The 26,623-nt window shown below is 60.9% G+C and carries 30 protein-coding genes, 1 pseudogene and 1 riboswitch; of the genes and pseudogenes, 30 read left to right on the top strand and 1 reads right to left on the bottom strand.

The features are described 5' to 3' along the window. Window positions 1-5: 5 nt before the first annotated feature. The 4 genes from sucD (at window position 6) to TC41_RS06055 (ending at window position 4,120) form a co-directional block, all read left to right on the top strand. Entirely contained in the window at window positions 6-905 is a 900-nt protein-coding gene (gene sucD / locus TC41_RS06040; RefSeq protein WP_014464126.1) for a succinate--CoA ligase subunit alpha, read from the top strand. 129 nt (window positions 906-1,034) lie between these two features. Further along, complete coding sequence (dprA, locus tag TC41_RS06045) at window positions 1,035-2,135, top strand: DNA-processing protein DprA (RefSeq protein ID WP_014464127.1); 1,101 nt, start codon at window positions 1,035-1,037, stop codon at window positions 2,133-2,135. Window positions 2,136-2,206: 71 nt separating this feature from the next. Continuing rightward, a complete protein-coding gene (locus TC41_RS06050; protein ID WP_041695112.1) occupies window positions 2,207-3,109 on the top strand; it encodes a L,D-transpeptidase in 903 nt (300 codons plus the stop codon). 78 nt (window positions 3,110-3,187) lie between these two features. Then, window positions 3,188-3,329: riboswitch (cyclic di-AMP (ydaO/yuaA leader) on the top strand. A gap of 5 nt (window positions 3,330-3,334) precedes the next feature. Continuing rightward, window positions 3,335-4,120 carry a cell wall hydrolase gene (locus tag TC41_RS06055; protein ID WP_041695733.1) on the top strand — a complete coding sequence of 262 codons (786 nt, stop codon included), beginning with the start codon at window positions 3,335-3,337 and terminating at the stop codon, window positions 4,118-4,120. 85 nt (window positions 4,121-4,205) lie between these two features. Here the strand turns inward: TC41_RS06055 and TC41_RS06060 are convergent, their stop codons facing one another. Then, window positions 4,206-5,108 (bottom strand): MYG1 family protein, encoded by a 903-nt coding sequence (locus tag TC41_RS06060; protein ID WP_237700046.1) that lies wholly within the window; start codon window positions 5,106-5,108, stop codon window positions 4,206-4,208. 235 nt (window positions 5,109-5,343) lie between these two features. Between TC41_RS06060 and topA the strand changes: the two genes are divergently transcribed. The 26 genes and pseudogenes from topA to fliP all read left to right on the top strand — a co-directional run bounded on the left by topA (window position 5,344) and on the right by fliP (window position 26,611). Continuing rightward, the gene (gene topA, locus TC41_RS06065) at window positions 5,344-7,434 is read left to right on the top strand and encodes a type I DNA topoisomerase (protein WP_014464133.1); all 2,091 of its coding nucleotides are present in this window, start codon (window positions 5,344-5,346) and stop codon (window positions 7,432-7,434) included. 12 nt (window positions 7,435-7,446) lie between these two features. Continuing rightward, complete coding sequence (gene trmFO, locus TC41_RS06070; protein ID WP_014464134.1) at window positions 7,447-8,760, top strand: methylenetetrahydrofolate--tRNA-(uracil(54)-C(5))-methyltransferase (FADH(2)-oxidizing) TrmFO; 1,314 nt, start codon at window positions 7,447-7,449, stop codon at window positions 8,758-8,760. Then, a complete protein-coding gene (locus TC41_RS06075; protein WP_014464135.1) occupies window positions 8,757-9,680 on the top strand; it encodes a tyrosine recombinase XerC in 924 nt (307 codons plus the stop codon). Before trmFO ends, TC41_RS06075 begins: the two co-directional genes overlap by 4 nt. Further along, a pseudogene (gene hslV, locus TC41_RS06080) lies at window positions 9,670-10,214 on the top strand (ATP-dependent protease subunit HslV). The gene TC41_RS06075 and the pseudogene hslV overlap by 11 nt, the downstream one beginning before the upstream one ends. Window positions 10,215-10,224: 10 nt before the next feature. Next, the gene (hslU, locus tag TC41_RS06085) at window positions 10,225-11,619 is read left to right on the top strand and encodes an ATP-dependent protease ATPase subunit HslU (RefSeq protein ID WP_041695114.1); all 1,395 of its coding nucleotides are present in this window, start codon (window positions 10,225-10,227) and stop codon (window positions 11,617-11,619) included. A 217-nt stretch (window positions 11,620-11,836) separates the two neighbouring features. Then, on the top strand, window positions 11,837-12,241 hold the full coding sequence (flgB, locus tag TC41_RS06090) for a flagellar basal body rod protein FlgB (RefSeq protein ID WP_014464140.1): 405 nt from the start codon (window positions 11,837-11,839) through the stop codon (window positions 12,239-12,241). Window positions 12,242-12,246: 5 nt separating this feature from the next. Continuing rightward, the gene (gene flgC / locus TC41_RS06095) at window positions 12,247-12,681 is read left to right on the top strand and encodes a flagellar basal body rod protein FlgC (RefSeq protein ID WP_014464141.1); all 435 of its coding nucleotides are present in this window, start codon (window positions 12,247-12,249) and stop codon (window positions 12,679-12,681) included. Between the two features lie 11 nt (window positions 12,682-12,692). Continuing rightward, window positions 12,693-12,989, top strand: a complete 297-nt coding sequence (locus tag TC41_RS06100) for a flagellar hook-basal body complex protein FliE (RefSeq protein ID WP_014464142.1) — start codon at window positions 12,693-12,695, stop codon at window positions 12,987-12,989. A 30-nt stretch (window positions 12,990-13,019) separates the two neighbouring features. Next, window positions 13,020-14,543 (top strand): flagellar basal-body MS-ring/collar protein FliF, encoded by a 1,524-nt coding sequence (gene fliF / locus TC41_RS06105; RefSeq protein ID WP_014464143.1) that lies wholly within the window; start codon window positions 13,020-13,022, stop codon window positions 14,541-14,543. A 25-nt stretch (window positions 14,544-14,568) separates the two neighbouring features. Further along, entirely contained in the window at window positions 14,569-15,585 is a 1,017-nt protein-coding gene (gene fliG, locus TC41_RS06110) for a flagellar motor switch protein FliG (protein WP_041695115.1), read from the top strand. Beyond that, on the top strand, window positions 15,578-16,366 hold the full coding sequence (locus TC41_RS06115) for a FliH/SctL family protein (RefSeq protein WP_041695116.1): 789 nt from the start codon (window positions 15,578-15,580) through the stop codon (window positions 16,364-16,366). The genes fliG and TC41_RS06115 overlap by 8 nt, the downstream gene beginning before the upstream one ends. Then, complete coding sequence (locus TC41_RS06120) at window positions 16,356-17,681, top strand: FliI/YscN family ATPase (protein ID WP_041695117.1); 1,326 nt, start codon at window positions 16,356-16,358, stop codon at window positions 17,679-17,681. The genes TC41_RS06115 and TC41_RS06120 overlap by 11 nt, the downstream gene beginning before the upstream one ends. After that, window positions 17,678-18,133, top strand: a complete 456-nt coding sequence (locus TC41_RS06125; protein WP_014464147.1) for a hypothetical protein — start codon at window positions 17,678-17,680, stop codon at window positions 18,131-18,133. The genes TC41_RS06120 and TC41_RS06125 overlap by 4 nt, the downstream gene beginning before the upstream one ends. Further along, window positions 18,109-18,843 carry a MotE family protein gene (locus TC41_RS06130; RefSeq protein ID WP_041695118.1) on the top strand — a complete coding sequence of 245 codons (735 nt, stop codon included), beginning with the start codon at window positions 18,109-18,111 and terminating at the stop codon, window positions 18,841-18,843. Before TC41_RS06125 ends, TC41_RS06130 begins: the two co-directional genes overlap by 25 nt. 38 nt (window positions 18,844-18,881) lie before the next feature. Further along, window positions 18,882-20,126, top strand: coding sequence for a flagellar hook-length control protein FliK (gene fliK, locus TC41_RS06135; protein WP_237700097.1), 1,245 nt, complete (start codon window positions 18,882-18,884; stop codon window positions 20,124-20,126). Window positions 20,127-20,137: 11 nt separating this feature from the next. Continuing rightward, window positions 20,138-20,617, top strand: coding sequence for a flagellar hook capping FlgD N-terminal domain-containing protein (locus TC41_RS06140; RefSeq protein WP_041695120.1), 480 nt, complete (start codon window positions 20,138-20,140; stop codon window positions 20,615-20,617). Beyond that, entirely contained in the window at window positions 20,614-20,997 is a 384-nt protein-coding gene (locus TC41_RS06145; protein WP_014464151.1) for a hypothetical protein, read from the top strand. The genes TC41_RS06140 and TC41_RS06145 overlap by 4 nt, the downstream gene beginning before the upstream one ends. Before the next feature lie 61 nt (window positions 20,998-21,058). Continuing rightward, window positions 21,059-21,718 carry a flagellar hook-basal body complex protein gene (locus TC41_RS17030; RefSeq protein ID WP_014464152.1) on the top strand — a complete coding sequence of 220 codons (660 nt, stop codon included), beginning with the start codon at window positions 21,059-21,061 and terminating at the stop codon, window positions 21,716-21,718. Next, a complete protein-coding gene (locus tag TC41_RS17035) occupies window positions 21,706-22,122 on the top strand; it encodes a flagellar hook-basal body complex protein (protein ID WP_258165039.1) in 417 nt (138 codons plus the stop codon). The genes TC41_RS17030 and TC41_RS17035 overlap by 13 nt, the downstream gene beginning before the upstream one ends. Before the next feature lie 45 nt (window positions 22,123-22,167). Further along, window positions 22,168-22,386, top strand: coding sequence for a flagellar FlbD family protein (locus TC41_RS06160; RefSeq protein WP_014464154.1), 219 nt, complete (start codon window positions 22,168-22,170; stop codon window positions 22,384-22,386). Continuing rightward, the gene (locus tag TC41_RS06165) at window positions 22,383-22,817 is read left to right on the top strand and encodes a flagellar basal body-associated FliL family protein (protein ID WP_014464155.1); all 435 of its coding nucleotides are present in this window, start codon (window positions 22,383-22,385) and stop codon (window positions 22,815-22,817) included. Before TC41_RS06160 ends, TC41_RS06165 begins: the two co-directional genes overlap by 4 nt. 12 nt (window positions 22,818-22,829) lie before the next feature. Continuing rightward, window positions 22,830-23,825, top strand: a complete 996-nt coding sequence (gene fliM, locus TC41_RS06170; RefSeq protein WP_014464156.1) for a flagellar motor switch protein FliM — start codon at window positions 22,830-22,832, stop codon at window positions 23,823-23,825. Continuing rightward, window positions 23,812-24,945 (top strand): flagellar motor switch phosphatase FliY, encoded by a 1,134-nt coding sequence (fliY, locus tag TC41_RS06175; protein ID WP_041695121.1) that lies wholly within the window; start codon window positions 23,812-23,814, stop codon window positions 24,943-24,945. Before fliM ends, fliY begins: the two co-directional genes overlap by 14 nt. A 30-nt stretch (window positions 24,946-24,975) precedes the next feature. Beyond that, window positions 24,976-25,335 carry a response regulator gene (locus TC41_RS06180; RefSeq protein WP_008336526.1) on the top strand — a complete coding sequence of 120 codons (360 nt, stop codon included), beginning with the start codon at window positions 24,976-24,978 and terminating at the stop codon, window positions 25,333-25,335. Beyond that, window positions 25,335-25,796, top strand: a complete 462-nt coding sequence (locus TC41_RS06185) for a FliO/MopB family protein (RefSeq protein WP_041695736.1) — start codon at window positions 25,335-25,337, stop codon at window positions 25,794-25,796. Before TC41_RS06180 ends, TC41_RS06185 begins: the two co-directional genes overlap by 1 nt. Further along, window positions 25,793-26,611, top strand: coding sequence for a flagellar type III secretion system pore protein FliP (gene fliP, locus TC41_RS06190; protein WP_081462251.1), 819 nt, complete (start codon window positions 25,793-25,795; stop codon window positions 26,609-26,611). Before TC41_RS06185 ends, fliP begins: the two co-directional genes overlap by 4 nt. The last annotated feature ends 12 nt before the right edge of the window (window positions 26,612-26,623 follow it).

A 26,623-nucleotide genomic window follows, 5' to 3' on the forward strand; every position in this document is an offset into this window, starting at 1 on the left:
TCGCGATGAGCATTCTGGTGAACAAGGAAACGCGCGTCATTACCCAGGGCATCACGGGATCTGCCGGACTGTTTCACACGCAGCAGGCGCTTGCCTATGGCACGAAGGTCGTGGGTGGCACCTCGCCAGGGAAGGGCGGCACGAAGGTCGAGGGGTTGCCCGTCTTCAACACGGTCGAGGAGGCCGTCCGCGAGACGGGTGCAAATGCGTCGGTCATTTACGTTCCGCCGGCATTCGCCGCGGACGCCATCATGGAGGCCGTGGCGGCCGGGCTCGAACTGGTTGTGTGCATCACGGAAGGTATTCCAATTCTTGACATGGTCAAGGTTAAGCGGTACATGGAGGGTAAGAAGACGCGGCTCATCGGTCCAAACTGCCCGGGCGTGATCACGCCGAACGAGTGCAAGATCGGGATCATGCCTGGATACATTCACACGCCTGGGAAGATCGGCGTCGTGTCCCGTTCCGGAACGCTGACCTACGAAGCAGTGTACCAGTTGACACAGCTGGGACTCGGCCAGTCGACAGCTGTCGGGATCGGCGGCGACCCGGTGAATGGGACGAACTTTGTCGACGTGCTGAAGATGTTCAACGAGGACCCGGATACTGAAGCCGTGATTATGATCGGCGAGATCGGCGGATCCGCAGAGGAAGAAGCGGCGGAGTGGATTAAGAACAACATGACGAAGCCCGTCGTCGGATTTATCGCGGGTGCGACGGCCCCTCCGGGACGGCGAATGGGACATGCGGGCGCGATTGTGTCGGGTGGTTCCGGAACGGCACAGTCCAAGATCGAGAAGATGAAGGCGTGCGGCATCCGCGTGGCCCCCACGCCGTCCGAGATGGGCTCGACGCTGTATCAGGTGCTAGAGGAGCGCGGCTTGCTCGAGCGCTGCAAGGCGTGAAGGCGTTTCGTTTGTTCCAGCCCAAAGAGTTCGCTTGGTTTCGCCAAGCGAACTCTTTTTTCGCTTACGTCATGGACGATTTGAATCAGCGCGACTTACGATGACTAAAACGGGCTGGAGGGATCGTAGGTGGGCGACGACGAACTCGCCTTGGTGTGGTCCTTGTGTCCAGGGCTCGCGCCAAGCACGTTGCGGCGCTTGGTGCGGGCATTCGGCGGAATTCGCGCGTTTCACGAGGCGCCGGTCGCGGACTGGGTTGCTTGTGGAGGTCTGGACGCAGCGCAGGCAAGTCGGCTGGACGCCTGGCGCCGCGCAGAACCGTCGGCTTATCGGATCAAGTCCCAATTCGAACACCGCGGCATCTGGGTACTCGTGCACGGGGCGGACGATTATCCGCGCCGTTTGTCGGACCTTCCGGACCCACCACTGGTATTGTTCGTTCGAGGGAGAAAGGAATGTCTCTCTCCTGAGCGAGTGGTCTTCGGAATGGTCGGGACCCGGCGGATGACCAGTTACGGCATGGAAGCGGCGCGGTGGATTGCAGGTGAGATTGCGCGGCGGGGTGCGGTGGTCGTGTCGGGACTTGCCATGGGCATCGACGCTACTGCGCACGCCGCGGCACTCGAGGTGGGAGGCGACACCGTCAGCGTGTTGGGATGCGGGATCGACCGCTGCTATCCGCCGTCGAACCGGCGACTCTACCATCAAATCGCGTCGACCGGTACCCTCGTCAGCGAATATCCGCCCGGTACCCCCGTCCGCAAACACCACTTTCCTGAGCGCAACCGATTGATTGCGGCGTTGAGTCAAGCGGTCATCGTCGTCCAGGCCGGTGACCGAAGCGGTGCGCTCATCACGGCCCAGTGCGCGCTCGATCTGGGGCGCGACGTCTATGCCGTTCCTGGCCCCATCACGTCGCGGGCCAGTCGGGGTGTCAACCGTCTGCTTTTCGACGGGGCCATCCCGCTCGTGGATCCCCATGATCTGTTTCCGGAGCAGACGGACGTCGAGAACGGAGGAGCCCAGAAGGTTCCTGCGCACCTCGAGCCCTGCTATCAGGCGCTCGCACGGCATCAGCCCATTCGCGCGGGTGAGCTCGCCTCCGTCGCCCATCTCGACCTCGGGTATGTCTTCGGCGCGCTTCTCGAGATGGAACTCGCTTCGATGGTCACGCGCCACCCAGATGGAACGTATCACATTCGGCCGAACCGAGCGCCGTCCGGCTCATAAGCCAATCCATGGAATACTGTTCGTGCGTCCCGTCGTCCATCCTACATGAGGAAGGTGGGAGGACGATGAGCATGAAGGGGCGTCGCAGTGTATTCGTGGCCTTGGCTCGCATCTTCGCGGTGAGCGCATCGGCCCTCCTGAGCATGTGGGCGAACGAACCCCATTGCGCGGGCGCCACACCCCACTTGATGAATGATGCTCAGCCTGGGATGCGGAGTTTCACCGGCCCTCCGACGTCTTTGGTCTGGACAGTGGGCGATCGCGGTGAACCGATTTGGAGCTTGCACGTTGTCCTTAGTGAACTCGGCTATCTCCCGTGCAGGTATCACGCGATCCTACCGACCGATCGCCTCTATCCTCAGGACTGGGGGCGCGTTCCAATCGGCTATTGGACGTGGAATTCGCCCAATGTCCCCATCGAACTTGAACGGACGTGGAATCCGGAGCAGTACACGGAGATCACGAAGGGCGCGGTGATGCAATTCGAGGCCGATCACGGCCTTCGTGTGGATGGGTACACCGGACCTCGCGTTCGTCGGACACTCGAACTCGCATGGGCCTTAGGTCTCACGGCAACCCATCCGTATCGGATGGTGTTAGTCGACCAATCGCTCCCTGAGCGGCTTCGCGTATGGGAAGATGGACGTGGCGTCGTCTTTGAAACGCCGTGCAGTACCGGCCTGCCGGCCACCCCGACTCAACCCGGGATTCACGCCATCTTTCTGCGAAACCGAGAACAGACGATGCAAGGGATCGGCCCAAGCGGGCGGCCTTACCGAGTGGAGCATGTGCCGTACGTGAGCTTCTTCTATGGAGAACAGGCCATCCACGGCTTCCCGCGTCAGACGTACGGCAAGCCACAGAGCGCCGGCTGCGTGGAGCTTCCGATTCGAGCGGCCAAGCGCGTCTGGGAACTCACGGGATATGGCACACTGGTCGCGATTTCGCCGAACACGATGCGTGGAACCGAGTAGATCCATCGGTTAGAAGCACCTCAGATGTCAACAAGTTTGGGTTTTCTCCGGTCGTACAGGCTGATATGATGGTCGCCGTCCAAGACTTTGCCGAATCGCTCAAGGGCGCGTACGGGGGACTGAAGGCCTTTGGCCTTGGGGTGAATCGCGCCGAGGGGCGCGAAGGGGACTCGTTACCCGAACCCGACAACTAACCTCGGAGGCGTAAACGAGAGGATGGATGACATGCCGTTTCGAACTTGGATCGCAGGGTGTGCCATGGTCGCGACCGCGGCACTCAGTGTGTCGAACGCTTCTGCGGAGACCGTCACCGTAGAGCCAGGGCAGTCGCTGTGGACGATTGCGCATTCGCACGGCCTGCCTGTGCAGCTTGTGGAGGACGCAAATCCGGACGTCAACCCGCAGAATCTGCCGATCGGCAGTTCCGTAAAGGTTCCCGAAGTCGAAAACGTCACGGTCAAACGAGGAGACACGCTGTTTCTCCTTGGGAAGCGATTTGGCGTTTCGACCAGCGAAATGTTAGCCGCCAATCCCGCCGTGAATCCCTTGAATCTCCAGGTTGGATCCACGGTCCGTGTGCCTGTCGGCCCATCTCGATCTTCGCACGTCCCACAGGCCCATGTTGCCGCATCCACCCCCGCGACAAGCAGCGAACTCTACTGGTTGGAGCACGTCATTCACGCGGAAGCCGGAGGAGAGCCACTTCAGGCGCAGATCGCTGTCGGCGACGTCATCATGCATCGAATTCAAGCGGGTGGATACGGGAACACGGTGCAGCAGGTCGTTTTTCAAGTGAGCGACGGTCACTATCAGTTTGAAAGTGTCGCGAACGGTTATATCTATTCGCAACCCGACGCGCAGAATGTCCAGGCTGCACTCGACGCCCTGAACGGTGACGATGTCGTCCCAGGGGCGCTTGTGTTCTACAATCCTTCCGAGACGCCTTCTGGAAGCTGGGTTTGGAGTCAGCCTGTGGTTAGCAAGATTGGTCACCTCGTCTTTGCGAAGTGAGCAGCGGCACACGTTGCCCAAAAGAGCCAGGTTCGGTTCAGCACCGAACTCTGGCTCTCCATTTTCTTCGGATTGCATCGCGGCCTCAGGGATTCGATGGTTCGGCCGCCAACGCTTCTTCCGCCATCTGCAGGATGCCGTCCAGCGTCTCTGCGCCCGCGATGAATCGCGCGGGGTGGCAAAACACCGCATCTTCGACGCCGCAAATGGATACAAGCTCCTCGCCTTCTTTGCCCGCCCATTCGTGCGGCAAAGGCTTGCGAGCTTCGAATGTCCCGGGACCTTTGGGCACAACCTGAAGGCGATATTGGCCGGTCTTATCCGGAAAGGCGACATAGAGCACTTCGCCAGCGGGGTCCATTTCGAGCAGAGTTTCTGTCCAGGGGCAACAGGTTGGCAAGACCAAAAGCGCAGGCTCCTTGCGAGCCGCATAAGCCGCTTTCACAATCTCCGTCGCCTGAATTCGGCTGATCTCGTGGTTCGCGTAGTTCATGAGAATCTGCGTAGCAAAGTCTAAAGCTCGCTCGAAGGCTCGGTTTTCGTCCTCCTGCGAATTCCACGGCGGATTGAAGGAGCTCACGAGCTCCGAGATTCCCTTGATTCGCATGTCCCGCTCTAGGTCGATTCCGTTGTCGATCGCGTCGATAGCCTGAAAGAGTTTGTCGTCGATGTTGCTGGATATCAGCGCTCGATCCTCTTCCCGCTCCACACCAAGGGATTCCAGAAATCGGTCACCAAAATCGCGCCAGATGAGGCCGGCGGAAGCGTAGGGAATGCCGTTCGGGCGATGTACCTTTTGGACGCTGTGGTGATCGTAAGGGCCACCGCCGACGTCGACGACGAGATCGCATTGCGCCAGCACCGATTTATTTCGGGTGCGGACGATGCGGGCGTCTGGATAAATCGCTTTGAGTATCGCGACGGCGAATACTTCATCGGCATGGAACTTTCCATGGTGCGTACCTATTTTCATAAGGATATGAACCACCTTGCCAACGGATGGACGGCGCGATCCGCCTTTGCCTTCACGTTACCATTCACGAAGTGCACAGCACAACTGGAACTTTCGCTCCATCTGTCCAGGACGAAACGGCGCGCGCACGCAAGCTGCGCAAAGTGAGGGACGGCGCGTCCACCGTTTGCAAAGGAAAGGATCCCGGTGATAATATGGTTTGAACCAAGGACAGGGTTTGCCAAGGCTGCGACGAATGGAGGATCGTGGCGTGTCAGACTATCTGGTCATCGTCGAGTCGCCTGCCAAGGCGAAGACGATTGGGAAGTATCTGGGGAGCAAGTACACAGTGAAAGCCTCCATGGGCCACGTGCGAGACTTGCCCAAGAGCCAACTCGGCGTCGACGTGGAACATGGTTTCGAACCGAAATATATTACCATCCGCGGGAAGGGCGATGTCATCAAGGCGCTCCGCGAGGCGAGTAAGAAGGCGAAAAAGGTCTATCTCGCGGCGGACCCTGATCGCGAAGGGGAAGCCATCGCTTGGCACCTGCAACATCTGCTCGATCTCAATCCTGACGATGACTGTCGCGTCGTGTTTCACGAGATCACGAAGGACGCAGTCAAACAGGCGTTTCAACATCCGAGGAAGATCAACCTGGATCTCGTGAACGCGCAACAAACGCGGCGCATTCTGGATCGTCTTGTAGGCTACAAGCTGAGTCCGTTGCTGTGGCGAAAGGTGAAAAAGGGCCTCTCGGCAGGCCGCGTGCAGTCAGTGGCGCTGAGGCTCATTGTCGACCGCGAAAACGAAATTCGAGCGTTTCAGCCTGAGGAATACTGGACTGTCGACGCCCACGGCCAAGTACACGGAAAGAAGCTCGTCGCTCGCTTTCATGGTTATGGTGAGGAAAAGACACCGCTTCCGAACGAAGAGGCCGTGCGCGAACTGTTGGCCCGTGTGGAAGGCCATTCACTGGTCGTGCGTCGGGTCAGGAAATCCGAACGGAAGCGAAATCCCGCTGCGCCGTTCACGACGAGCAGTCTCCAACAAGAGGCGGCACGAAAACTCGGGTTCCGAGCGTACAAGACCATGCAAATTGCGCAGCAGTTATACGAAGGGCTGGATGTGCCGGGCGAAGGCACGGTCGGTCTCATCACCTACATGCGAACGGATTCGACGCGCATCGCGCAATCCGCGCAGGAAGAAGCGAGAGCTTATATTCGGCAATCGTTTGGCGAGGATTACGTGCCGGATCGGCCGCGGCAATATGCAAAAAACGAAGACGCACAAGACGCGCACGAGGCGATTCGCCCCACGTCAGTGATGCGGCATCCGGACCGGCTGAAGGATCACCTGTCGCGCGATCAGTATCGCCTGTACAAGCTCATCTGGGAACGATTCGTCGCGAGTCAGATGGAGTCGGCCATTCTCGACACAACGTCGGTCGATCTCGAGGCAAACGGTGCGTGGTTTCGCGCGACCGGTTCCGTCGTCCGGTTTCCTGGATTCATGGCGCTTTACACCGAGGGGCGCGACGACGAGAGCGAAGAAGAGGAAGGGAAACTGCTCCCTCCCCTCGAAGAGGGTGATGTGGTCCAGGTGAAGACCTGGAAACCCGAGCAGCATTTTACGCAGCCGCCGCCGCGCTACACGGAGTCGTCGCTCGTCAAAGCCATGGAAGAACTGGGGATTGGTCGGCCGAGCACGTACGCGCCGACCATCGACATCCTGTTGAAGCGCGGGTACGTAACGCTTGATCAAAAGCGATTTGTCCCAACGGAACTCGGGGAAATTGTGGTGAACATCCTGAAGGAACACTTTCCCCAACTCATCGACGTGTCCTTCACCGCCGACATGGAAAGTCGACTAGACAAGGTCGAGGAGGGTCATGCGAACTGGATCGAGCTGCTCGATCAGTTTTATCATGACTTTGAGAAGGATTTAAAGAAGGCGGAAAGCGCACTGGGGCACGTGGAATTGAAGGAAGAGGTTTCGGACGTGCGGTGTGAAAAGTGCGGCCGCCTGATGGTCTACAAAACGGGCAAGTATGGGAAGTTTCTCGCGTGTCCAGGTTTCCCCGAGTGTCGAAACACCAAGCCGGTGCTGAAAGAAATTTCGGTCTCCTGCCCAAAGTGCGGGAAACCGCTTGTGGAACGTCGAGGCAAGTCGAGAAAAGTGTTCTACGGCTGCAGCGGGTATCCCGAGTGTGATTACGTGCTTTGGCAGCGCCCAACGGGTCAGGTGTGCCCGGTCTGCGGGCATCCGATGGTCGAAAAGGGCGGGAAGGGAAAGACCGTGGTGGTGTGCAGCAACGAAAAGGCTCATCCAATGGTGGCGACCGAGGCACAGGCAAAATGAGGGGGTGACGACATGACTCATGTCACGGTCATCGGCGCAGGGCTCGCGGGTTCGGAGGCTGCGTGGCAGGCTGCGAATCGGGGCGCCAAGGTCACGCTGTATGAGATGCGGCCGGTTCAGATGACACCTGCGCATCACACCGATCGGTTCGCGGAGTTGGTGTGCACGAATTCCTTGCGGTCCAACAGCATCACGAACGCGGTGGGGCTGCTGAAGGAAGAGATGCGCAGGCTCGATTCCGTCATCATGCGGGCCGCGGATGCTCACGCGGTTCCGGCCGGCAATGCGCTTGCCGTCGATCGCGACAGCTTTTCGCAACGCGTAACAGAACTCGTTTCGCAGCATCCGAACATCACCGTCGTTCGCGAAGAAGTCACCGAGATCCCGAAGGACGGCGTCGTCGTGGTTGCGACCGGGCCTCTCACGTCTCCGGCGCTGTCGGAGGATATCCGCCGCCTGGTGGGGCACGGAGAACTTTACTTCTACGATGCTGCGGCGCCGATTGTCACCAAGGAATCCATCGACATGTCGAAGGTCTTTTTTCAGTCGAGATATGATCAAGGAGATGCGGCGTACATCAACTGTCCGATGACCGAGGAGGAGTTTGAGGCGTTCTACGACGCGCTCGTCCACGCGGAGTGCGCCGAACTCAAGGACTTCGAAGAGGAACGGTATTTTGAGGGTTGCATGCCTATCGAGGCGCTGGCGAAGCGCGGAAAGCAAACCCTCCTGTTCGGCCCCATGAAGCCAGTAGGTCTTCGCGATCCGAGGACGGGCAGGCGTCCATTCGCGGTCGTCCAGCTTCGGCAGGACAACGCCGCCGCCACGCTGTACAACATGGTGGGTTTTCAAACGCACCTGAAGTGGGGCGAGCAGAAACGCGTGTTCCGGATGATCCCCGGGCTTGAACAAGCGGAGTTTGTGCGATACGGGGTCATGCACCGGAATACGTATATCAACAGCCCGGTTGCGCTTCTGCCCACGTATCAGGCCAAGGCGCGTCCGACGCTGTTTTTTGCCGGTCAGATGACGGGCGTCGAGGGGTACGTGGAATCCGCAGCCTCCGGCCTCATCGCGGGCATCAACGCGGCTCGGGTGGCGGCCGGGCAGGACGCACTCGTCTTCCCTCCGACGACCTCCATGGGCAGCTTGGCGCATTACATCACCCATGCGTCGCCGCAAGGGTTTCAGCCCATGAATGCCACCTTTGGCATCTTTCCGCCGCTCGATCCGCCGGTCAAAGACAAAAAGGCTCGCTACGAGCGCTATGCGGAGCGAGCGCTGGAGGATCTCCGGGTTTTCAGTAGGGAGCTGCAGCGCGTGTGACGCCGCCTGTCGAGGATGCGGTACGAGCTTTTCTGGACGATGCGGAACTTCGTTTCAGCCCGCGAACCGTGCGCAGTTACCGGCAAGACCTTGAGGCTTTCCGCCAATGGCTCGCCGGCCGCGGCGTCCACCATCTGGACGCCCTTTCCACTCGCGATGTGCGCATGCACGCGAGCGATCTGCTGATGAAAGGGGCAGCCAAATCAAGCGTGGCGAGGCGGCTTTCATGTCTCCGCACGTTCTTGCGGTTCTGTGCGGAGCGGGGCTGGGTGCGGCAGGTGATGGCTGAACAGGTTCGCCTACCTAAGCAGGACAGGCGACTTCCGCGCTATCTGCACGAGGAAGAAGTGGCGGCGCTCCTCGATCATGTCGCGGGCGACGATTTTTTGGCCCTGCGGGATCGAGCGCTGTTGGAGTTTCTCTACGCGACAGGCGTGCGCGTAAGCGAATGTGTTCAGTTGGATATCGGCGATCTCGACCTGTCGGCCGGTTTTGCGCGCGTCCTAGGCAAAGGGGGGCGAGAACGGTACGTGATGGTCGGGCGGCGGGCCGTCGAGGCGCTTTTGCGCTATCTTCCGCTTCGCGATCGGATGGCGCGCTGCTCTGCGGTGTTCATCAATCGCCGTGGCGGACGCCTGACGGACCGAAGTGTGCGGCGCGTGTTGGAGCGACGGATTCAGGAAGTTCCCGGACTCCGCTCTATTCACGTGCACGGCCTTCGGCACTCATTCGCGACACACATGCTAAACGGAGGAGCGGACCTCCGGAGCGTCCAGGAGTTGTTGGGGCACGCAAGCCTCACGAGCACACAGATTTACACACACACGAGCCGTGAGCAGTTGGCTCGGGCGTACTACGCAGCGCATCCCCGCGCACGCCGAGGGACACAAGGACGGGAGTCGAACGACGATGGGATATGAGATGCACGGTACGACGATTTTTGCTATGCTGCGCGACGGGCGCGGCGCGATGGCGGGCGATGGCCAGGTGACCTTTGGCAACAGCATGGTCATGAAGCACGGCGCCCGCAAGGTAAGACGGCTTTATCACGATCGCATCGTGGCCGGATTCGCCGGCTCCGTCGCGGACGCCTTCACGTTGTTTGAGAGGTTTGAGAAAAATTGGAGGAATTCCAGGGCAACCTTCCGAGGGCTGCTGTGGAACTTGCGAAAGTATGGCGATCCGACAAGATCCTCCAGAAGCTCGAAGCCATGCTCGTCGTCATGGACGCGCGTGACCTCCTGATCGTGTCGGGAGGCGGCGAGGTCATCCAGCCGGACGACGGGATCTGCGCCATCGGGTCCGGGGGCGGATACGCGCTCGCGGCGGGTCGGGCGTTGGCCCGGAATACGGAACTCGAGCCTGCCGAGATCGCGAAGCAGGCTCTTCTCATTGCCTCCGAAATTTGTGTATATACGAACGATCAAATCGTTCTGGAGACTGTTGGGGTATAGGGGGATGGCCATGCCCAGCGAGCGAGAGTTAACACCGAGGGAGATCGTCGAGTACCTCGATCGGTATATTGTGGGCCAAAAGAAGGCGAAGCGAGCGGTCGCCATTGCGCTGAGAAACCGGTATCGCCGTTCGAAGCTGTCGCCAGAAATGCAAGCCGAGGTGACGCCGAAGAACATCCTCATGATTGGGCCCACGGGCGTGGGCAAGACGGAGATTGCGCGCAGGCTGAGCAAGCTCGTGGGTGCGCCTTTCATCAAAGTGGAGGCCACCAAGTTTACCGAGGTGGGCTACGTCGGCCGGGACGTGGAATCCATGGTGCGGGACCTCGTGGAGACGGCGGTTCGAATGGTGAAGGCGGAGCACGCGGAGCGCGTGAAGAGTGAAGCGGAGGCTCGCGCGAACGACCGGATCGTCGAAGCGCTGGTGCCCGATCCGGGGGCGAGATCGCGCGCGAGAAATCCGTTCGAAATGCTGTTCAGCGGGGGATTCGCGTCGGAGCGGCCGCAGGAGCCTTCGTCGGACCAGATACGCGAGGAGCGCCGCCGCGTCAAGCAGAAACTGCTCATGGGGGCGCTTGAGGATCACTACGTGGAGGTCGACGTCGAGGAGCAGGCGGGTCCTATGGCGCTCGGATTCATCCCGGGAATGGGTGCGGAAAGCCTCGGAAATCTGCAGGAGATGCTCGGGAACTTGTTGCCGAAATCCACAAAGAAGCGCAAAATGACCGTTCGCGAGGCTCGCAAGGTGCTCACGCAGGAAGAAGCGCAAAAGCTGATTGATATGGATGCGGTGACGGCTGAGGCCATCTACCGCGCGGAAAATCACGGGATCATTTTCATCGACGAGATGGACAAAATCGCGGGACGCGAAACGCACGGACCGGACGTCTCCCGGGAGGGCGTGCAGCGAGACATCCTGCCCATTGTCGAGGGGTCGACGGTCTCGACCAAGTACGGCGCGGTGAAGACGGATTACATGCTGTTCATTGGCGCGGGCGCCTTCCATGTCGCGAAACCGTCCGATCTCATTCCCGAGCTCCAGGGCCGCTTCCCCATCCGCGTGGAGCTTGAACCTTTGACCAAGGAGGATTTCGTTCGCATCTTGCGAGAACCTGAGAATTCGCTCATCAAGCAATACACTGCGCTCCTCGAAACAGAAGGAGTTCGCGTGGAGTTTACCGACGAGGCCATCGAGCGAATCGCAGAGATGGCGCAGAAGGTCAACGAGGAGACAGAGAACATCGGTGCGCGCCGCCTTCACACGTTGGTGGAGAAGGTGCTCGAAGATCTTTCGTTTGAGGCGCCCGAGATTCACCTCGGTGAAATCAAAATTACACGGGCGTACGTCGACGAAAAGCTCGGCGATATCGTGCAAAACCGGGATCTGAGTCAGTTCATTCTTTGAAGTGCCATGGAAGTTCCATAACGCCCCAAACGGATGGCCTCGATTCCGAGGTCATCCTTTTTTTCTTTGCTTTTGATGGTTGTGCAACCGCTGACGGACCTCTGAGCTCGATTCATAAGAAAAACTTAACTGCTTCTAGCAGGATTCCGGTCGGATTCGACGAATTTGTAGTTTCGACCTGAAGTTCGTCGAATTTTGTCGGGGGAGAGCCCAGGCCATGACGGTTTTCGAGCTGTTGCAGAGCGCTCTCGACGCCTCGACGCTCCGGCAGGCGGTGTACGCAAATAACATCGCGAACGCCGGGACGCCCGGCTATAAGCGCCAGGATGTGGCGTTTGAGACGCTGCTTCAAAGTGCGCTGGGGAGTGGAACGAGTGGCGCGCTCGGCGAGGCGCAGATCCCCATCGGGGAGGAAGAGCCGAAATACGATCTGAGCACGTTGCCGAATATCGTTCCCCAGGTGTACACCGATACGTCCACAACCGTGAACAGCAATGGTAACAACGTGGACATTACGGAAGAAATGGTCTTGATGGCTGAAAATCAGGTGAGGTACGACACCCTGGTGCAGGACATCTCGGACCGACTGGATCGGCTGCGCACGGCCATCATGGGGAGCTGAGGTCCATGTTTGACAACACGAGCATGAACATCTCGGCGAGCGGACTTGCGGCGAATCAATTGTGGCTCAACGTGATCGCCAACAATATCGCGAACGTGAATACCACCCGCACTCCGCAGGGGGGACCTTATCGCGCCGAGATCGTCAATTTTTCGCCCGTGGAAAATGACGTGTCCTTTCAAACGGCCCTGGGACAGGCTGTCCAAGGGGTGGGTGGAGGCGTTGAGGTGACAAGCATCACACAGGACACGAGTCCGTTCCAGCTGATTTACGATCCGTCCAATCCGGACGCCGTGAACGGCTACGTGGAGACCTCGAACGTCAACCTAACCACGCAGATGGTCGACTTGATTCAGGCGACGCGCGCCTATCAGGCGAACGCCACGGCCTTTGACGCGGCCAAACAGATGGCCGTGACGGCGCTAGGAATCGGCAAGTGAGGTGAAGGAGTATGGTTGTGCCCGTGTCATCTGCTTTGACACCCAGTGCGGGCGCCACAGCGTCTACGGGGAATGGTTTTTCGGGCGGTCTAAGTTTCTCCGACTATCTTGGAAAGGCGCTCGACGAGGTCAACCAGGTGGCCGCTCGCGCGGACAACCTGGCGGTGGAATACGCGAGCGGCGGCCCCGTGTCCACGGCGGATCTGATGATTGCCGAGACCCAGGCTTCGCTTGCGGTAGACCTTTTGTCTCAAACCGCCACCCGCGTGCAACAGGCGTACACCACGTTGATGAACATGCAGATTTAACCTACTACGAGGGGGATAGGGTGAGATGCGTTGAACGAAGCCCTGCGAAACATCTGGACCCAGGCTCGGGGGAAATGGGCGGGGCTTCCAGCGCGATCGCGCCGAAATGTGATCATCGCCGCGTCCGCGCTTCTGGCAGCCCTTCTGGTGGTGGTGTTTGCGGCGACACGGCCGCACTACGTGACCATCATGGAGGGTTTGGATGACAAGTCCCTTGGCCAGGTTCAGCAAGAGCTAGACACCTTGAAGATTCCCAACGAGATTCAGGGTACGGCGGTGCTTGTGCCTGCGCGATACGCGGACGAGGCGCGCATCCAACTGGCGATGGCGGGGCTGCCCCAAAGCGGTTACGACGCGTATTCGGGGATCACGACCTCGCTTGGTGAGACGCAGGACGAGTTCAACCTGCAGGTGTTGAACGCGCTGCAGCAGAGTCTGTCGGCGACCATCAGCGACATCAATGGCGTCGAATCCGCGCAAGTGCATATCGTCATGCCGCAGCAGCAGTTGTTCGTGACACAGCCGACGACCGATGCCAAGGCTTCGGTTTTCGTCGATCTCGGCCCGGGTGTGCAGTTGTCGTCCGCGCAGGTGTACGGCATTCAGCAGCTTGTGGCGCACTCCGTGCCTGGGCTCACGGTCGGCAATGTGACGGTCGTGGACCAGTACGGCAATGTGCTGTCGAGCGACGTGACCCAAAACAACTCATCCAGTCCGGTGGGTTCGGCGGCGTCAGAACTCGCGATGAGAGAAAAGCTCGAAAACGATCTGCAGCAGACACTCATCTCTGGATTGCAGCAGATTGTGGGGGCCCAGAACGCCGTGGTGGTGGTGCACGCGAACGTGACGTTCAACCAGACGCAGACCACCACGCACACGCTCATCAATGCTCCGGGATCGAACACCGGATTTATCACGAGCCAAGAGGTCCAGAAATCCCAGTCCTCGAGCGGATCGCCCGGGGGCGCGGCGGGCCAGGCCGGGAGCAATCCCAATCTGAACAGCACCTATGCGGCGGCGGGAGGGGGAGCGACGAACTCCACGTCGTCTAACACCATCACGAACTACGCGTACAGCTATCAAAATCAGCAGACGACTGCGGATCCGATGCAAGTCCTCGGCTACTCGGTCGGTGTCTTACTCAACAGCAACGACAAGAGCATTACGCCGGCCGTCGAGGCGCAGATTCGCAATTTTGTGCTCAGCGTGTTGGGATCCACGCCGACCCAGGGCAAGAACGTCGTGAGTGTCTCGGCCGTTCCGTTCGCGAATCCGATGCAGGCTGTTCCTGCGGCGCCCGGCGGGCGGACATGGGTGTTTGCGCTTGGAGGGCTGTTGCTTGCGGCCTTGGTTGTGGTGGGGTATCTGGTCTTCCGCCGTCGTCGGCAGCCTTCCGGCGAGGTGATTGAAATCCCAGCGGGTGAAACGTTCGAGCAGCCGCTCGAGGAGCTGCCGCTGACGCAGGAGGAGGTCCTGCGCAATCAGCTCATCCATCTGGCACAGCATCGACCGGACGACTTCGCGAGCTTGCTGAGGACCTGGCTGTCCGAATGAGGTCCGTACAGAGAGACTGGAGGCGATGGGTGTGCAGCGGCGGTCGTCGTTGACCGGGAGGCAGAAGGCTGCGGTGCTCATGATTGCGCTCGGCCAGGACGTGGCCGCGCAGGTCATGAAGCGCTTGTCGCCGGAAGAGGTGGAGCAACTCACGTTCGAGATTGCCAACGTGAACAAGGTCGGGATGGAACAGCGGGAAGCGATTCTCGAGGAATTTCGCGATCTCGCCATGGCTCGGGACTACATTCAGACAGGCGGGATCGACTATGCGCGCGAGGTGTTGGAGCGGGCGCTCGGCGCACAGGGAGCGCAGGAGGTGCTTGCCAGGCTGACGTCGTCTCTCCAGGTTCGGCCTTTTCACTTTGCGCGCAAGGCCGATCCGAGTCAGATTTTGAGTTTTTTGCAGGATGAACACCCTCAGACGATTGCGCTGGTGCTCGCGTACTTGGAGCCCAGTCAAGCTGCGGCTATCCTCTCGGCCTTGCCCTCTGATCTCCAGGCGGAAGTGGCGCGGCGGATCGCCACGATGAAAGGCACCTCGCCTGACGTCGTGGCGGAGGTGGAAGAGATTTTGGAGAGCAAACTGTCCACCATGACGAGCGTGGATAACCAGCAGGCCGGCGGCATCGAGGCGATCGTCGAGATCCTGAATGGCGTGGATCGCGCCACGGAGAAAACCATTCTCGAGGAGCTGGCCAAACGGGATCCAGAACTCGTCGACGAGATCAAGAAACGAATGTTTGTCTTCGAGGACATCATTTTCCTCGATTCGAAGGCCATCCAGCGCGTCATTCGCGAGGTGGATGCGAGAGATCTCCAGCTCGCGCTTCGCGTCGCGAGGGACGACGTCAAGGAGGTCATCTTCAATAACATGTCCAAACGCATGGCGGAGCAGTTCAAAGAGGATATGGAGTACATGGGCCCCGTCCGGCTTCGCGATGTGGAGGACGCTCAACAGCGCATCGTCGGTGTGATCCGCCATCTCGAGGATCTCGGCGAAATTGTCGTTTCGCGCGGAGGAGGGGACGACATCATTGTCTAGCGTCGTCAAGCGAGGTCGAATCGCGCCATTCGACGATGTTGTTCCGATTCCAGCTTTCTCGCAGGCGGTTGCGCCGGAAGCGAAGTTGGATGCTGCGAGCGCTGCTCCCAGCGTGCCCTCGGAAGAAGCCGCATGGCCGCTGTTGGCAGAGCGCATTCTGGCGGATGCGGAGCGGAAGGCCCAGCAGATCATTGCCGAGGCGATGGAAAGGGCGGCTTCCATCCTGGATGAGGCGCGGCTGGAGATGGAGCGGCGCGCACAGGCGGCCGAGCAGGAGGCACGCGAGCGGGGCATGGAGGAGGGGCGCCGCGCGGCGCGGTTGGAACTTGCGGAGGAGAAGTCGCGGCTACAGGCAAAGATGGACGCGCTCGCGCAGGAGCTTCGCGAGGATCACATCCGCTGGATCCAGGAGCAGCGCAAACCGATGGTCGACCTCGTCATGGCGGCTGCGCGCCGGCTCTTGCAGCGCGAACTGGCGCTATCGCCTGCGGACGTCGCCACACTCGTGGACGAGCTTCTCGGGCAGGTCGTGGCGGCATCCACGGTGTACGTGCGTGTGCATCCCGACGACTGCGAGTCGGTGCGCGAAGCCTCACCGCAGATCTCGCTGCGGCACGGCGGGGCCGTCGCCATTCAGGTGGTGCCCGACGTTTCGCTCGCACGAGGGGACTGCGTGATTGCGGCGGACGCCGTCGAGATCGACGCGCGGGTGGAGGTCCGTCTGAACGAGTTATCTCGCGTGCTTGCCGAACTCGCGGAGGAGGGGCCTCATGGCGCGTGATTCGAGTTGGGTGGCCGAGGCGATTCGGGAGGTGGAGCGGAGGCAGTTCGTACGCCGCGCGGGGCGCGTGATGCGCGTCATTGGCCATACGCTCGAGGTCGCGGGGCCGACAGCGTCCCTCGGCGAACTGTGTGCGCTGGGTCGGGACGCGTCGGAAGGGCTGGGCGAGGTCATCGGATTTCACGAAGGGCGTCTCTATGTGGTCCCTCTGGGGCCTCTGCCTGACGTGTCGCCCGGAACGCCGGTTCGCTTTCTGGAGAGACAGTTTCGCATTCGTTGCGGGCCTGGCTTGGTCGGCCGGGTGTTGAACGGGCTCGGGGAGCCCATCGATGACCGAGGCCCCTTGGAAGGGCCGCTCGTGTGGCGGACCGTGGATGCGCCGGCCATCTCTCCGCTTCGGCGGGGGCGCATCCGGTCGCCTTACGCCACGGGGGTGCGCGCCATCGACGCGCTGCTCACCATTGGCCGAGGCCAGCGCGTCGGTCTGTTCGCGGGAAGCGGCGTGGGCAAAAGTACGCTCCTCAGCATGATGGCCCGCGGCGGCCGTGCGGACGTGCACGTCATCGCGCTCGTCGGCGAGCGGGGCCGAGAGGTGAGAGAGTTCTTGGAGGACGATCTCGGCGAAGAGGGGATGAGGCGAAGCGTCGTGATCGTCTCCACCTCGGATGAGCCGGCCTACGTCCGAAGCAAGGCGGCCTTCGTGGCTACAGCTATTGCCGAACATTTTCGCGACGAAGGGATGCACGTGACGCTCATGATGGACTCGCTCACGCGTTTCGCGATGGCGGAGCGCGAGGTGGGGCTCGCCATGGGAGAGCCTCCTTCGTCTCGAGGGTACACGCCGAGCGTGTTTGCGAAGCTCCCTGTCCTTCTCGAGCGCACAGGACCGGGACCCGTGGGCGCCATTACGGCCGTGTACACGGTCTTGGTGGAGGGCGATGATCTCAACGACCCCATCGCCGACGCGGTGCGAGGCATCCTGGATGGACATATCGTGCTTTCGCGCTCGCTCGCCAATCGAGGTCAGTTTCCCGCCATCGACGTCCTTCAGAGTCTTTCGCGTCTGTTTCCGTCCATCGCCAAGGACGATCACCGTCGAGCGGCGGAGCGCGTGCGGGAATGGATGGCGCGGTATGGCGAGATCGAGGACCTGCTCCGCATTGGCGCGTACCGCGAGGGTACGGATCCGGCGGTGGATGAGGCCATCCGGCGCATGCCGGAGATCCTCGAGTTTCTTCGGCAACAAAAGAAGGAGACGGTTGCGTTTGAACAAGCTGTCGCGCAGTTGTTGAACCTCGCGGGGGATCGGGAATGAACAACTCCATTCACCGGTTGGCGAAGCGATACGAGGCGATTTGTTCCAAGAGGCGAGCCATCGCCGAGCGAGAGTACGCGACCTCGGTCAGGGTAGAGAGCGAGGTCGCGGATCGACTGAAGGAGACGGAAGCGCGCCTCTTCCAAGCGCTCGCGGCGGCATCGAACCTCCGCGAGGCGCGAGAATGGAGCGTTGTGGGGGCGTTTGCGAGCTATCTGGAGCAATTGGAGAGCCGGTTGACAGCCGAATGGGAAGCGAGCGCAGACGATGTAGAACGAAAGCGGCGTGAACTTCAGGCGCGGTACGGTGAGGCCGAGATGTGGAAGTCCTTGCGAGCGCGCCTCGACAACGCCAAGAGAAACCGTGAGGAACGAGCGTGGCAGGCCGAGTTGGACGAATACGCCATCATGCGGGGGGCACGACGTTCATGGAAGCCAAGCGATCTTCGGTGAGTGCGCGGACCAAGTTGGAGGGAACGCCGCGGGGCGCAGCCCGCGAACCGCAACGGACATCAGGCCGGGCACCTCGCGAAGCGGACGGCCTGGGCGATTCGGCCGGACCGGCGCTCGATGACGGGAAGCCAGGGGTGGGCCGGAGAATCGTCACCATCGTCCTCTTGGTGTTCGTGCCGCTGGTCGTCGCCGCCGCTGCCATCGCGGCCGTGCTCGTCGTCCTGGGGGTTCCTGTGTGGCAAGACCTCCAACACCTGTTCAGGGGCAAAGGGTCACAGCCGTCCTCTGCCCAAGATGCAGCGCTGCGGCAGACTATCGCCATTGAGCGTTCGCAGATCCAATCGCTCGAATCTCAAGTGACTTCACTGAATCAACAGCTGTCGGCATCGCGCCAACAGGTTGCCTCGCTGCAGAACCAGGTGAAGAGCTTGCGCGCTGAGTTATCCTCCATCTCCAGCGGGCAGAAGCAGGGCGCGGCGGAGGCGAAGGTCCTCGCCCAGATGGATCCGTCGGCTGCAGCGCAGGTGCTTGAACACATGCCGGCATCTCAAGCGGCGTGGGCCATTGAATCGCTAAGCCCGGACGCGTCCGGGCCCATCCTTCAGGCGTTGCCGCCGGCAATGGCCAGCGCTTTGCTGCAGCAGTCCGCGCGGGACAGTCAAATCGCTTCGCTGTCCAACAGCACGGCGAATGCCGTCCCCTCTCCGTGATCGCTGGACTCCAGAAAGGAGGTGAATCTGTGGACGTGATGCGAGTGACCGGAGCACCGGCCCAGGCGAATGCAGACGATGGAGGCAAAAAACCCGCGGCGAAAGGTAAGCATGAGCTGGACCTGTCCGAGGTTTGGGCAGCTATCTTTGCGCAAGCCGGGGCGCTGTACCGCACGGCCGGACACGCGGCAGCGAGCGCAAGGGGGGAGGTGCAAGAATCCCCGTCGGGGCGCGCCGAAACGCCTTCTGCAGCGGAAACATCGCTTGTCCGTGCGCCAGGCGATGTGAGCACCGAGCGCATGCTCTCTCAGGGATGGGCGATGGTGCACCGGCCGTCTGCGACAGCCACTCCTTCGGATGGCATCCAACGGGCGGACGGAGGCGCGGAGGGTACGCCTCAAGCGGGCGATCGACTTTTGGATACGCGTGACCGCGGGGCATGGGTGCATTCCGCCCGAACCGCACAGGTGGCTGAAAAGGCGCAGGAGACAGCGGCCGTGCAACGTACTCCCCAGGCGGATCCGCACGCAAGTGTCGCCACACGCGGCGTCCAGCGCGTGGCACGCGTGTCGGTCGATCACATCGGGGTGTCAAGTGTGAGAGGCACGAGCGGATCCGAGGTCAGCGTCGAATCAAACCGCGTGCTCCTTGGAAACGACGCCATGGCGAAACCGGAACGGACCCATGGGCGAACCGAGCGTCCGATATCGTCTTCGAGCGGCGAGACGACTTCCCACTCGGCGGCGGTAAACGAATTGCGCGCGTCGGTCGCGGCGCCGGTCATTGGATCGGTTGATCAATACGCACAACGGAGCGACGTCGCGAAATCCGACATTCGAGCATCGGTGACGTCAACGCTCGGCTCGCTGGGCGAGGATCTGCGAGCGTGGGTGACGTCGACGGAGGGCGCCGACCCGAAGACGTTGACCGTGGCGCTCGAACCCAAAGAGTTGGGATCCATGAAAGTGATTGTCCACCACGGCGACGAAGGTCTCCAGATCCAGCTTGTGGCTTCGACCGCCGCAAGCGCGAACCTATTGGCCGCACAGCTTCCGACGCTGATGCAACAGATGGCGCAGGGCGGCTTGTCCGTCCGCGACGTGAGCGTCGGATTGGCGACGGACGCTGGCGAAGCGGGAGGCGGGGAGCGGCAACGAGATCGAGGCGACGGTTCGGTGGGGGGAACCGCGGGCGCCGGGACCCTCAGTTCCAGCCGCCTGGCGCGCGCGGGGTATGGAGCCAAGGGCGAATACCCGATGTCGCTCATCAATCTCTATGCGTGAGGAGGGGAATTGTGGCGGTCAACCCAACTTCGTCTCTCAGCACACCTGTAAACGGTTTGGCCAGCGCGCAGACGGCCGCGCAGAGCGGGACCACGAGTTCTTCCAGTGCCAACGCTTCACAGACCTGGATGAACTCGCTGAACGAGAACGACTTCATGCAGCTTTTGGTCACGCAGTTGCAAAATCAGGATCCGCTCGATCCCGTCGATAACACGCAGATGCTCGCGCAGTTGGCGCAGTTCAGCGCACTCGAGGAGATGACTCAGGTGGCACAGACCGATGCGCAGGTTCTGAACGCTGTCCAAAACTTGGAGAGCGAGATGAGCCTGCTGATGGCGCACAGCCTCATTGGGGCGTCGGTCACGGTCCAGGACGCGAGTGGGAATCAGGTTCAGGGAACGGTGTCGTCTGTGACCATGAATCAAGGCACACCTCAAATCGTCGTCAATGGAACTTCGTATCCGTTGACTCAGGTGGTTGGCATGGCGTGATCGATCCGGTTTCCTGGGCATGGCAGGGTGCCAATCTTTCGATCCATGGAGGCACACTCGCTTCGACAACGCGCAGTGAACCTGGGGCGTTTCGCCAGTTGATGCAGGACGCGCTTGCATCCTGGCGCGTGAGTCAGCACGCCACGCATCGCATGGAGGAGCGCGGCATCTCGCTGACTTCCGCGGACTGGCGGGCGATGGAGCAGGCGGCCAAACAGGCCGAATCGAAGGGCGCGCGGGACGCCTACATGGTGATGGGAGATGTCGGTTTTGTGGTGCACCTGCCGTCGCGAACGCTGGTGACCGCCTTGAAGCACGAGGAACATCCTATTGTCACCCAAATCGACAGCGTCGTCTTTGTGTCCAGGCCGGACCGCTAGGGGGCCTGCCCGGAGGGACCGACCGAACTCCGGGGGACGGCGCGATTGGAGGGAACTTGACATGCTTCGTTCCATGAATTCGGCCATCTCAGGCATGCAGGCCTTTCAGACGGATCTCGACGTGGTGGGCAACAACATCGCGAACGTCGAGACGGTGGGATTTAAGCAATCAGATGTGCAATTCGCAGATCTACTAAGCCAGACGATGTCCTTGGGCACGGCCGGAACAGCGCCGGGCACGGGCGGTTCCAGTGCCACGACAGGCCTCGGCGGAACGAACCCGGAGCAGGTGGGGCTCGGCGTGCAGGTGGCGGCGACCCAGATGGACATGTCGCAGGGTCCGGACGAGACCACGGGCGTTCCGACGAACGTCGCCATTCAGGGCAACGGGTTCTTTGTCGTGACGGATGGGACGAACACGTATCTGACCCGGGCCGGGAACTTCTCGGTGGACAGCGCGGGCAACCTCGTGTTGCCGAACGGGGTGGTTGCCGAAGGGTATGAGGCGACCTCAGGTTCTTCGTCTTCTGGATCGTCGTCTTCTGGTTCGTCCGGTTCTGGGTCGACTTCTAGTTCGACGTCGCCTTCTCCGCCCTCAACCGCGTCCACGAGTCCTCCGTCGAAGCAAGTCAACGTGGCGCAATGGGCTCTGGACTGGGTGCAAAAAACGTATCATCAGCCGGTTCGGCAACTGCTTCCCAGGTCCAGGTGTCGAATGTGAGCATCGGGTCGAACGGTGCGATCACCGCGACGTTTACGTACACTCCATCTTCGGGAAACTCTTCGGGGACTACTGGAACTTCCACGTCGAGCGGGCCGACGACATACACCGAAGTGCTCGGTTACCTCGCCCTCGCCCAGGTTCCGAATCCGCAAGGGCTCGTGAGCGTGGGCGACAACCTGTTCAGCGCGTCGAGCCCGGCGGCTGGTCAGCCGACCTATTGGACACCAGGGCAGGGGACGTACGGCACGCTTGCGTCTGGCGAACTGGAGGGTTCGAACGTCGACTTGTCGCAGCAGTTCGCGGAAATGATCGTCGCGCAGAACGCGTACGTGGCGAACACGCACATGATCGGCACCGACAACGCCATCCTGCAGGCGCTTGTCAATATGAAGAACTCGTGAGGCGAGTGAGGGCGCGGCCTTGCCGCGCCCCAGGGAGATGCGCGCATGATTGCTTTGACGCGATTAAATGGGACCGTCGTTTGGCTTAATCCGCTGCATATCGAGTTGGTCGAAGGGACGCCGGACTCCGTAGTGACGCTGACCAACGGACACAAGTACGTGGTTTTGGAGGATCCGGAGACCATCGCGTCAAAGATGATCGAGGTGTACCGGCGGATTGGCCTCGTTGCGGCGCCCGTGCGCGATGAGGAGGGCGGGGCATGAAGAAGGCTGTGCGGACGATGCTGATGATCGTTCTCGGCATCGTGGTGATCGCCGGAGCGGCCATCGGCTATTTGCTGTATTCCAAGAAACATCACGCTGCAGGCGGCGCTCCGCCCAAGCTCTCCGCGAAACAGATGGCGGATCTTCAGGTCACCTTGCCCCAGATGACCACCAACCTGGCCGGAAGCGGGATCATTCAATTCACGCTGACCTTGCAGGCGGATTCCAAGAGTACGAAGAACGAGCTGAACCTGATGGAGCCGCAGATTTCGGACGCGGTGAACGGCATCATGCGCGAGTTCACGTCGGACGAACTTCGCACCGACGCCGGTTTGAACCGCCTGAAGGCGACCATCGTGAGCCAGGTTAACCGCCTGCTTCCAGCAGGAAAAGTCACGGCGGTGTATCTTTCGCAAGTCCTGGTGCAGTGAGGAGGTGAGACGTTGTCCGAGGTCTTATCCCAGTCTGAAATCGATGCCCTGCTCTACGCGATTCGGACGGGCGAGATCGATCCCGAAGCCGAGCAACGGGCGAACGCCCATCCGCGGGTGAGGGTCTACGATTTTCGGCGCGCGATGCGGTTTTCGAAGGACCATCTGCGCGTGCTGCGGCGCATGCACGAACACTTTTGCCGGCTGCTGACGAGCCAGCTCTCGGGGCAACTGAGGTCGGTGCCGCAGATTCAGGTGGAGTCGGTCGACCAGGTTCCGTATGACGAGTTCATTCGTTCCATTCCGCCGCTCACCGTCCTGCAGGTCTACGATATGCACCCTCTCGAGGGTCGCATGGTGATGGAGATGAATCCGCAAGTCGTGTTCGCCATGCTGGACAAGTACATGGGCGGCGACAGCGCGGGACCGTATCGCGTGCGAGAGCTGACAGACATCGAAGTTTCCCTGTTTCGCCGGTTGTTTGAACAAGTGCCGACCATCCTGGCCGAGGCTTGGAAGAGCGTGATCGACCTCGATCCCCAGTTTGTGTCGCTCGAGAGCAACCCGCAGTTCTTGCAGCTCACCACGCCCAATGAGACGGTGCTCGTGGTGACCATCAGCGTCCGCGTGGGTGAAACGACGGGGCTGGTCAATCTGTGCATTCCGCACGTGACCATCGAACCGGTTCTGTCCAAGCTGAGCAATCGGTATTACATGGACCCGGCGTTTCATAGCGGCAGGCGGCAGGTAAATGACGAACTGCGCGCCAAGCTTTTGAGCGTTCCTGTGAACGTTCGGGTGGAAGTCGGGCAGGCCGAGTTGACCGTTCGGGAGATCCTCGACCTATGCGAGGGCGATACCATCGTGCTGCGGCAAACCATTCGCGATCCGGCCGTCGTCTACGTGGATGGAAGACCTGCGTTCTGGGCGAGCGTTGGGAAGCGAAACCGCATGTACGCGGTGAAGATCGTGGGCCAGTGGGAGGCGGATGTCGATGGTGGACGATGACATGAAACTGTCTCAGGACGAGATCGACGCCCTGCTGCGCGCTGGGGCGGCTGAACAGGCGGCCGCGAGTGGCGGGAAGGCGCAGTTGACAGAGGACGAGATCGACGTCTTGGGGGAAATAGGAAACATCTGCTTTGGATCGGCCGCCACTTCGCTTTCGTCCCTGCTCGGCCGGCGGGTGGATATCACGACGCCCGTTGTGAGCATCCTTCCGCGCTCCGAGGTGGAGAGCCGGTTCCCGACGCCGTACGTGTTAGTGCAGGTGGATTTTACCGAAGGGTTGCAAGGCACGAATGCGCTCGCCATCGAAATTGAGGACGCAAGACGTATTGCGGATCTCATGATGGGGCGGGCGCCGGACGACTCAAGCGGCGACCTTGGCGATCTGGAACTCAGCGCCGTAGGCGAAGCGATGAATCAGATGATGGGCAGTGCGGCCACGGCCATGAGCCAGCTGTTCGGCCGGTACATTAACATCTCTCCGCCCTCCGTCAGGGTGGTGACGTTCACGCCGGACGAAGCGCAGGCGGCCTTTGGGCCTGCGGAGGAACTCGTCAACGTCGAGTTTCGCCTGTATGTGCATGACCTCATCGATTCGCACATCATGCAGCTGATGCCCGTTCCATTCGCGCGCGAATTGGTGCGGTCCATGCAAGTACATACGAACGCGACGGCGTCCGAGGCTTGGCAAGCCGGTGAGGGGCGCGACAGCGTTGCCGCAGATTCCGCCGGAACTGAGCCGCGCGACGATGCACAGGCCTCGAATCGCGGGCAAGCGGACGAAGCGCCGAGCGTTGCCGTCAAGCGTCCGGTTTTTCCAGAGTTCGAAGACGAGACGAAGCCGCGCGACGGGCGACCGGTGGCCAATCTGTCGCTGCTATACGACGTGCCGCTCAACGTGACCGTGGAGCTCGGGCGCGCCAAGAAACTCATTCGCGAGATTCTGGAACTTGCTCCCGGTTCGATTTTGGAATTGGACAAGCTTGCGGGTGAACCGGTGGATATCTACGTGAACCAAAAGAAGATCGCGATCGGCGAGGTGGTCGTGATCGACGAAAACTTCGGTGTGCGCGTCACCGATATTGTGCAGGCGGATAAACGGATCGACCCGCTGCCCTGAGCGAAATACACCTGGTGGGAGGCATGGGCCATGGCAAACATTCTGGTGGTGGATGACGCCGCCTTCATGCGGATGATGATCAAAGACATCCTGACCAAGAACGGGCACGTCGTGGTGGGAGAGGCGGCTGACGGGGCGCAGGCCGTCGAGCGTTATCAAGAGCTCCGCCCGGACCTTGTCACGATGGATATCACGATGCCGGAGGTCGACGGGATTGAAGCCATCAAGCGCATTCGGCAAATCGACCCGAACGCGCGCATTATCGTCTGCTCTGCGATGGGGCAGCAGGCGATGGTCATCGAGGCTATTCAGGCGGGGGCCAAGGATTTTATCGTCAAGCCGTTTCAGGCCGATCGCGTCGTCGAAGCGGTGCAGAAGGCGCTCCGGTGATGCGCTCCATGGGACGATGGTCCGCGGCCCAGAGCGTGGGGAGCGCGGTAGCGTGCGCGCTCATCCTCATGATCCCGCAAACCATATGGGCGGCGAAAGATGAACCGCTTGCGGCGGGCAGCGGCGTGTGGGCGTACATCCAGCTGGTGGTGGCGCTCGCGGTCATTCTCCTCCTCATCGCGTTTTTGTTCCGAGTGCTCGGCAGGCGCGCAGGAGTCTCGGCCCGAGGACATATCGAGGTGGTGGCTGCGCGCCAGGTGGCGCCGAACAAGTCGGTGCAAGTCGTGCGTGTGGGCGCGAAGCTGTATCTCATCGGCGTCGGCGAGGACGTTCGCCTCTTGGCGGACGTCACGGACGAGTATCCGCATTTTCAAGAGGCGCTTGCGGAGGATCCGGAGGGCTTTGCCGCCGCACTGCGGGAGGCCTTGGACCGATTGAGAGAAAGGCGGCGGGAGGAATGAGGAGCAAAGGCCGGGATGGCCGGGGACGGTGCCTCGCGGGCGCGGTCGGAGTGGCTCTGGGGATGGCGGTCTTCGTCTTAGGTTGGCATCCGCCGTTTGTGCACGCGCAAACTTCGCCGACCGCACCTGCGATACCCGGGGTGAGCGTCTCCGTCGGAGGCTCCGGACCCACAGCGGTGGCCAACACGGTGAAGATCGTGCTTTTGTTGACCGCGCTCACGTTGGCACCCGCAGCGCTCATCCTGATGACCTGTTTCACTCGCGTGATTGTGGTCTTGTCGTTTGTGCGCAACGCGTTGTCGCTGCAGACGTCGCCCCCCAACCAGGTGTTGGTCGGGCTTGCACTGTTTATCACGTTGTTCGTCATGCAACCGACGCTGCAACAGGCCAATACACAGGCGCTTCAGCCCTACCTTCGCGGACAGATCTCGCAAACGGTCGCCATCGAGCGGGCGGAAGCGCCCTTCAAGGTCTTCATGGCCAAGCAGACGAGGACAGAGGATCTGGAACTCTTCCTCGCCTATCGCCACGAGACCTTGACCCCCGAGATGGAGCGCCACCCTGAAAGCATCGCGATGTCTGCGTTGGTGCCGGCGTTCACCCTCAGCGAGTTGCAGACGGCGTTCCAAATCGGGTTCATGATCTATCTTCCGTTTCTGGTGATTGATCTCGTCGTGTCCACGACGCTCATGTCCATGGGCATGATGATGTTGCCGCCTGTCATGATCTCGCTACCGTTCAAGGTGCTGTTATTTGTGATGGTCAACGGCTGGTACCTCGTCGTCAAATCGCTGCTCGCCGGCTACGCCTCATAGCGCAGGGAGGAA

The sequence above is a fragment of the Alicyclobacillus acidocaldarius subsp. acidocaldarius Tc-4-1 genome, assembly GCF_000219875.1.
Classification (GTDB): domain Bacteria; phylum Bacillota; class Bacilli; order Alicyclobacillales; family Alicyclobacillaceae; genus Alicyclobacillus; species Alicyclobacillus acidocaldarius_A.

Bases quoted from the DNA above. Each gene is read 5' to 3' on its own strand.
- fliP (WP_081462251.1), top strand. From the start codon at position 25,793: ATGAGGAGCAAAGGCCGGGATGGCCGGGGACGGTGCCTCGCGGGCGCG.
- TC41_RS06160 (WP_014464154.1), top strand. From the start codon at position 22,168: ATGATTGCTTTGACGCGATTAAATGGGACCGTCGTTTGGCTTAATCCG.
- TC41_RS06185 (WP_041695736.1), top strand. From the start codon at position 25,335: ATGCGCTCCATGGGACGATGGTCCGCGGCCCAGAGCGTGGGGAGCGCG.
- TC41_RS06100 (WP_014464142.1), top strand. From the start codon at position 12,693: ATGGTTGTGCCCGTGTCATCTGCTTTGACACCCAGTGCGGGCGCCACA.
- TC41_RS06120 (WP_041695117.1), top strand. From the start codon at position 16,356: ATGGCGCGTGATTCGAGTTGGGTGGCCGAGGCGATTCGGGAGGTGGAG.
- flgC (WP_014464141.1), top strand. From the start codon at position 12,247: ATGTTTGACAACACGAGCATGAACATCTCGGCGAGCGGACTTGCGGCG.
- TC41_RS06165 (WP_014464155.1), top strand. From the start codon at position 22,383: ATGAAGAAGGCTGTGCGGACGATGCTGATGATCGTTCTCGGCATCGTG.
- TC41_RS06055 (WP_041695733.1), top strand. From the start codon at position 3,335: ATGCCGTTTCGAACTTGGATCGCAGGGTGTGCCATGGTCGCGACCGCG.
- TC41_RS06125 (WP_014464147.1), top strand. From the start codon at position 17,678: ATGAACAACTCCATTCACCGGTTGGCGAAGCGATACGAGGCGATTTGT.
- fliY (WP_041695121.1), top strand. From the start codon at position 23,812: ATGGTGGACGATGACATGAAACTGTCTCAGGACGAGATCGACGCCCTG.
- TC41_RS06130 (WP_041695118.1), top strand. From the start codon at position 18,109: ATGGAAGCCAAGCGATCTTCGGTGAGTGCGCGGACCAAGTTGGAGGGA.
- trmFO (WP_014464134.1), top strand. From the start codon at position 7,447: ATGACTCATGTCACGGTCATCGGCGCAGGGCTCGCGGGTTCGGAGGCT.
- flgB (WP_014464140.1), top strand. From the start codon at position 11,837: ATGACGGTTTTCGAGCTGTTGCAGAGCGCTCTCGACGCCTCGACGCTC.
- fliG (WP_041695115.1), top strand. From the start codon at position 14,569: ATGGGTGTGCAGCGGCGGTCGTCGTTGACCGGGAGGCAGAAGGCTGCG.
- TC41_RS06180 (WP_008336526.1), top strand. From the start codon at position 24,976: ATGGCAAACATTCTGGTGGTGGATGACGCCGCCTTCATGCGGATGATG.
- sucD (WP_014464126.1), top strand. From the start codon at position 6: ATGAGCATTCTGGTGAACAAGGAAACGCGCGTCATTACCCAGGGCATC.
- hslU (WP_041695114.1), top strand. From the start codon at position 10,225: ATGCCCAGCGAGCGAGAGTTAACACCGAGGGAGATCGTCGAGTACCTC.
- TC41_RS06050 (WP_041695112.1), top strand. From the start codon at position 2,207: ATGAAGGGGCGTCGCAGTGTATTCGTGGCCTTGGCTCGCATCTTCGCG.
- TC41_RS17030 (WP_014464152.1), top strand. From the start codon at position 21,059: ATGCTTCGTTCCATGAATTCGGCCATCTCAGGCATGCAGGCCTTTCAG.
- fliK (WP_237700097.1), top strand. From the start codon at position 18,882: ATGCGAGTGACCGGAGCACCGGCCCAGGCGAATGCAGACGATGGAGGC.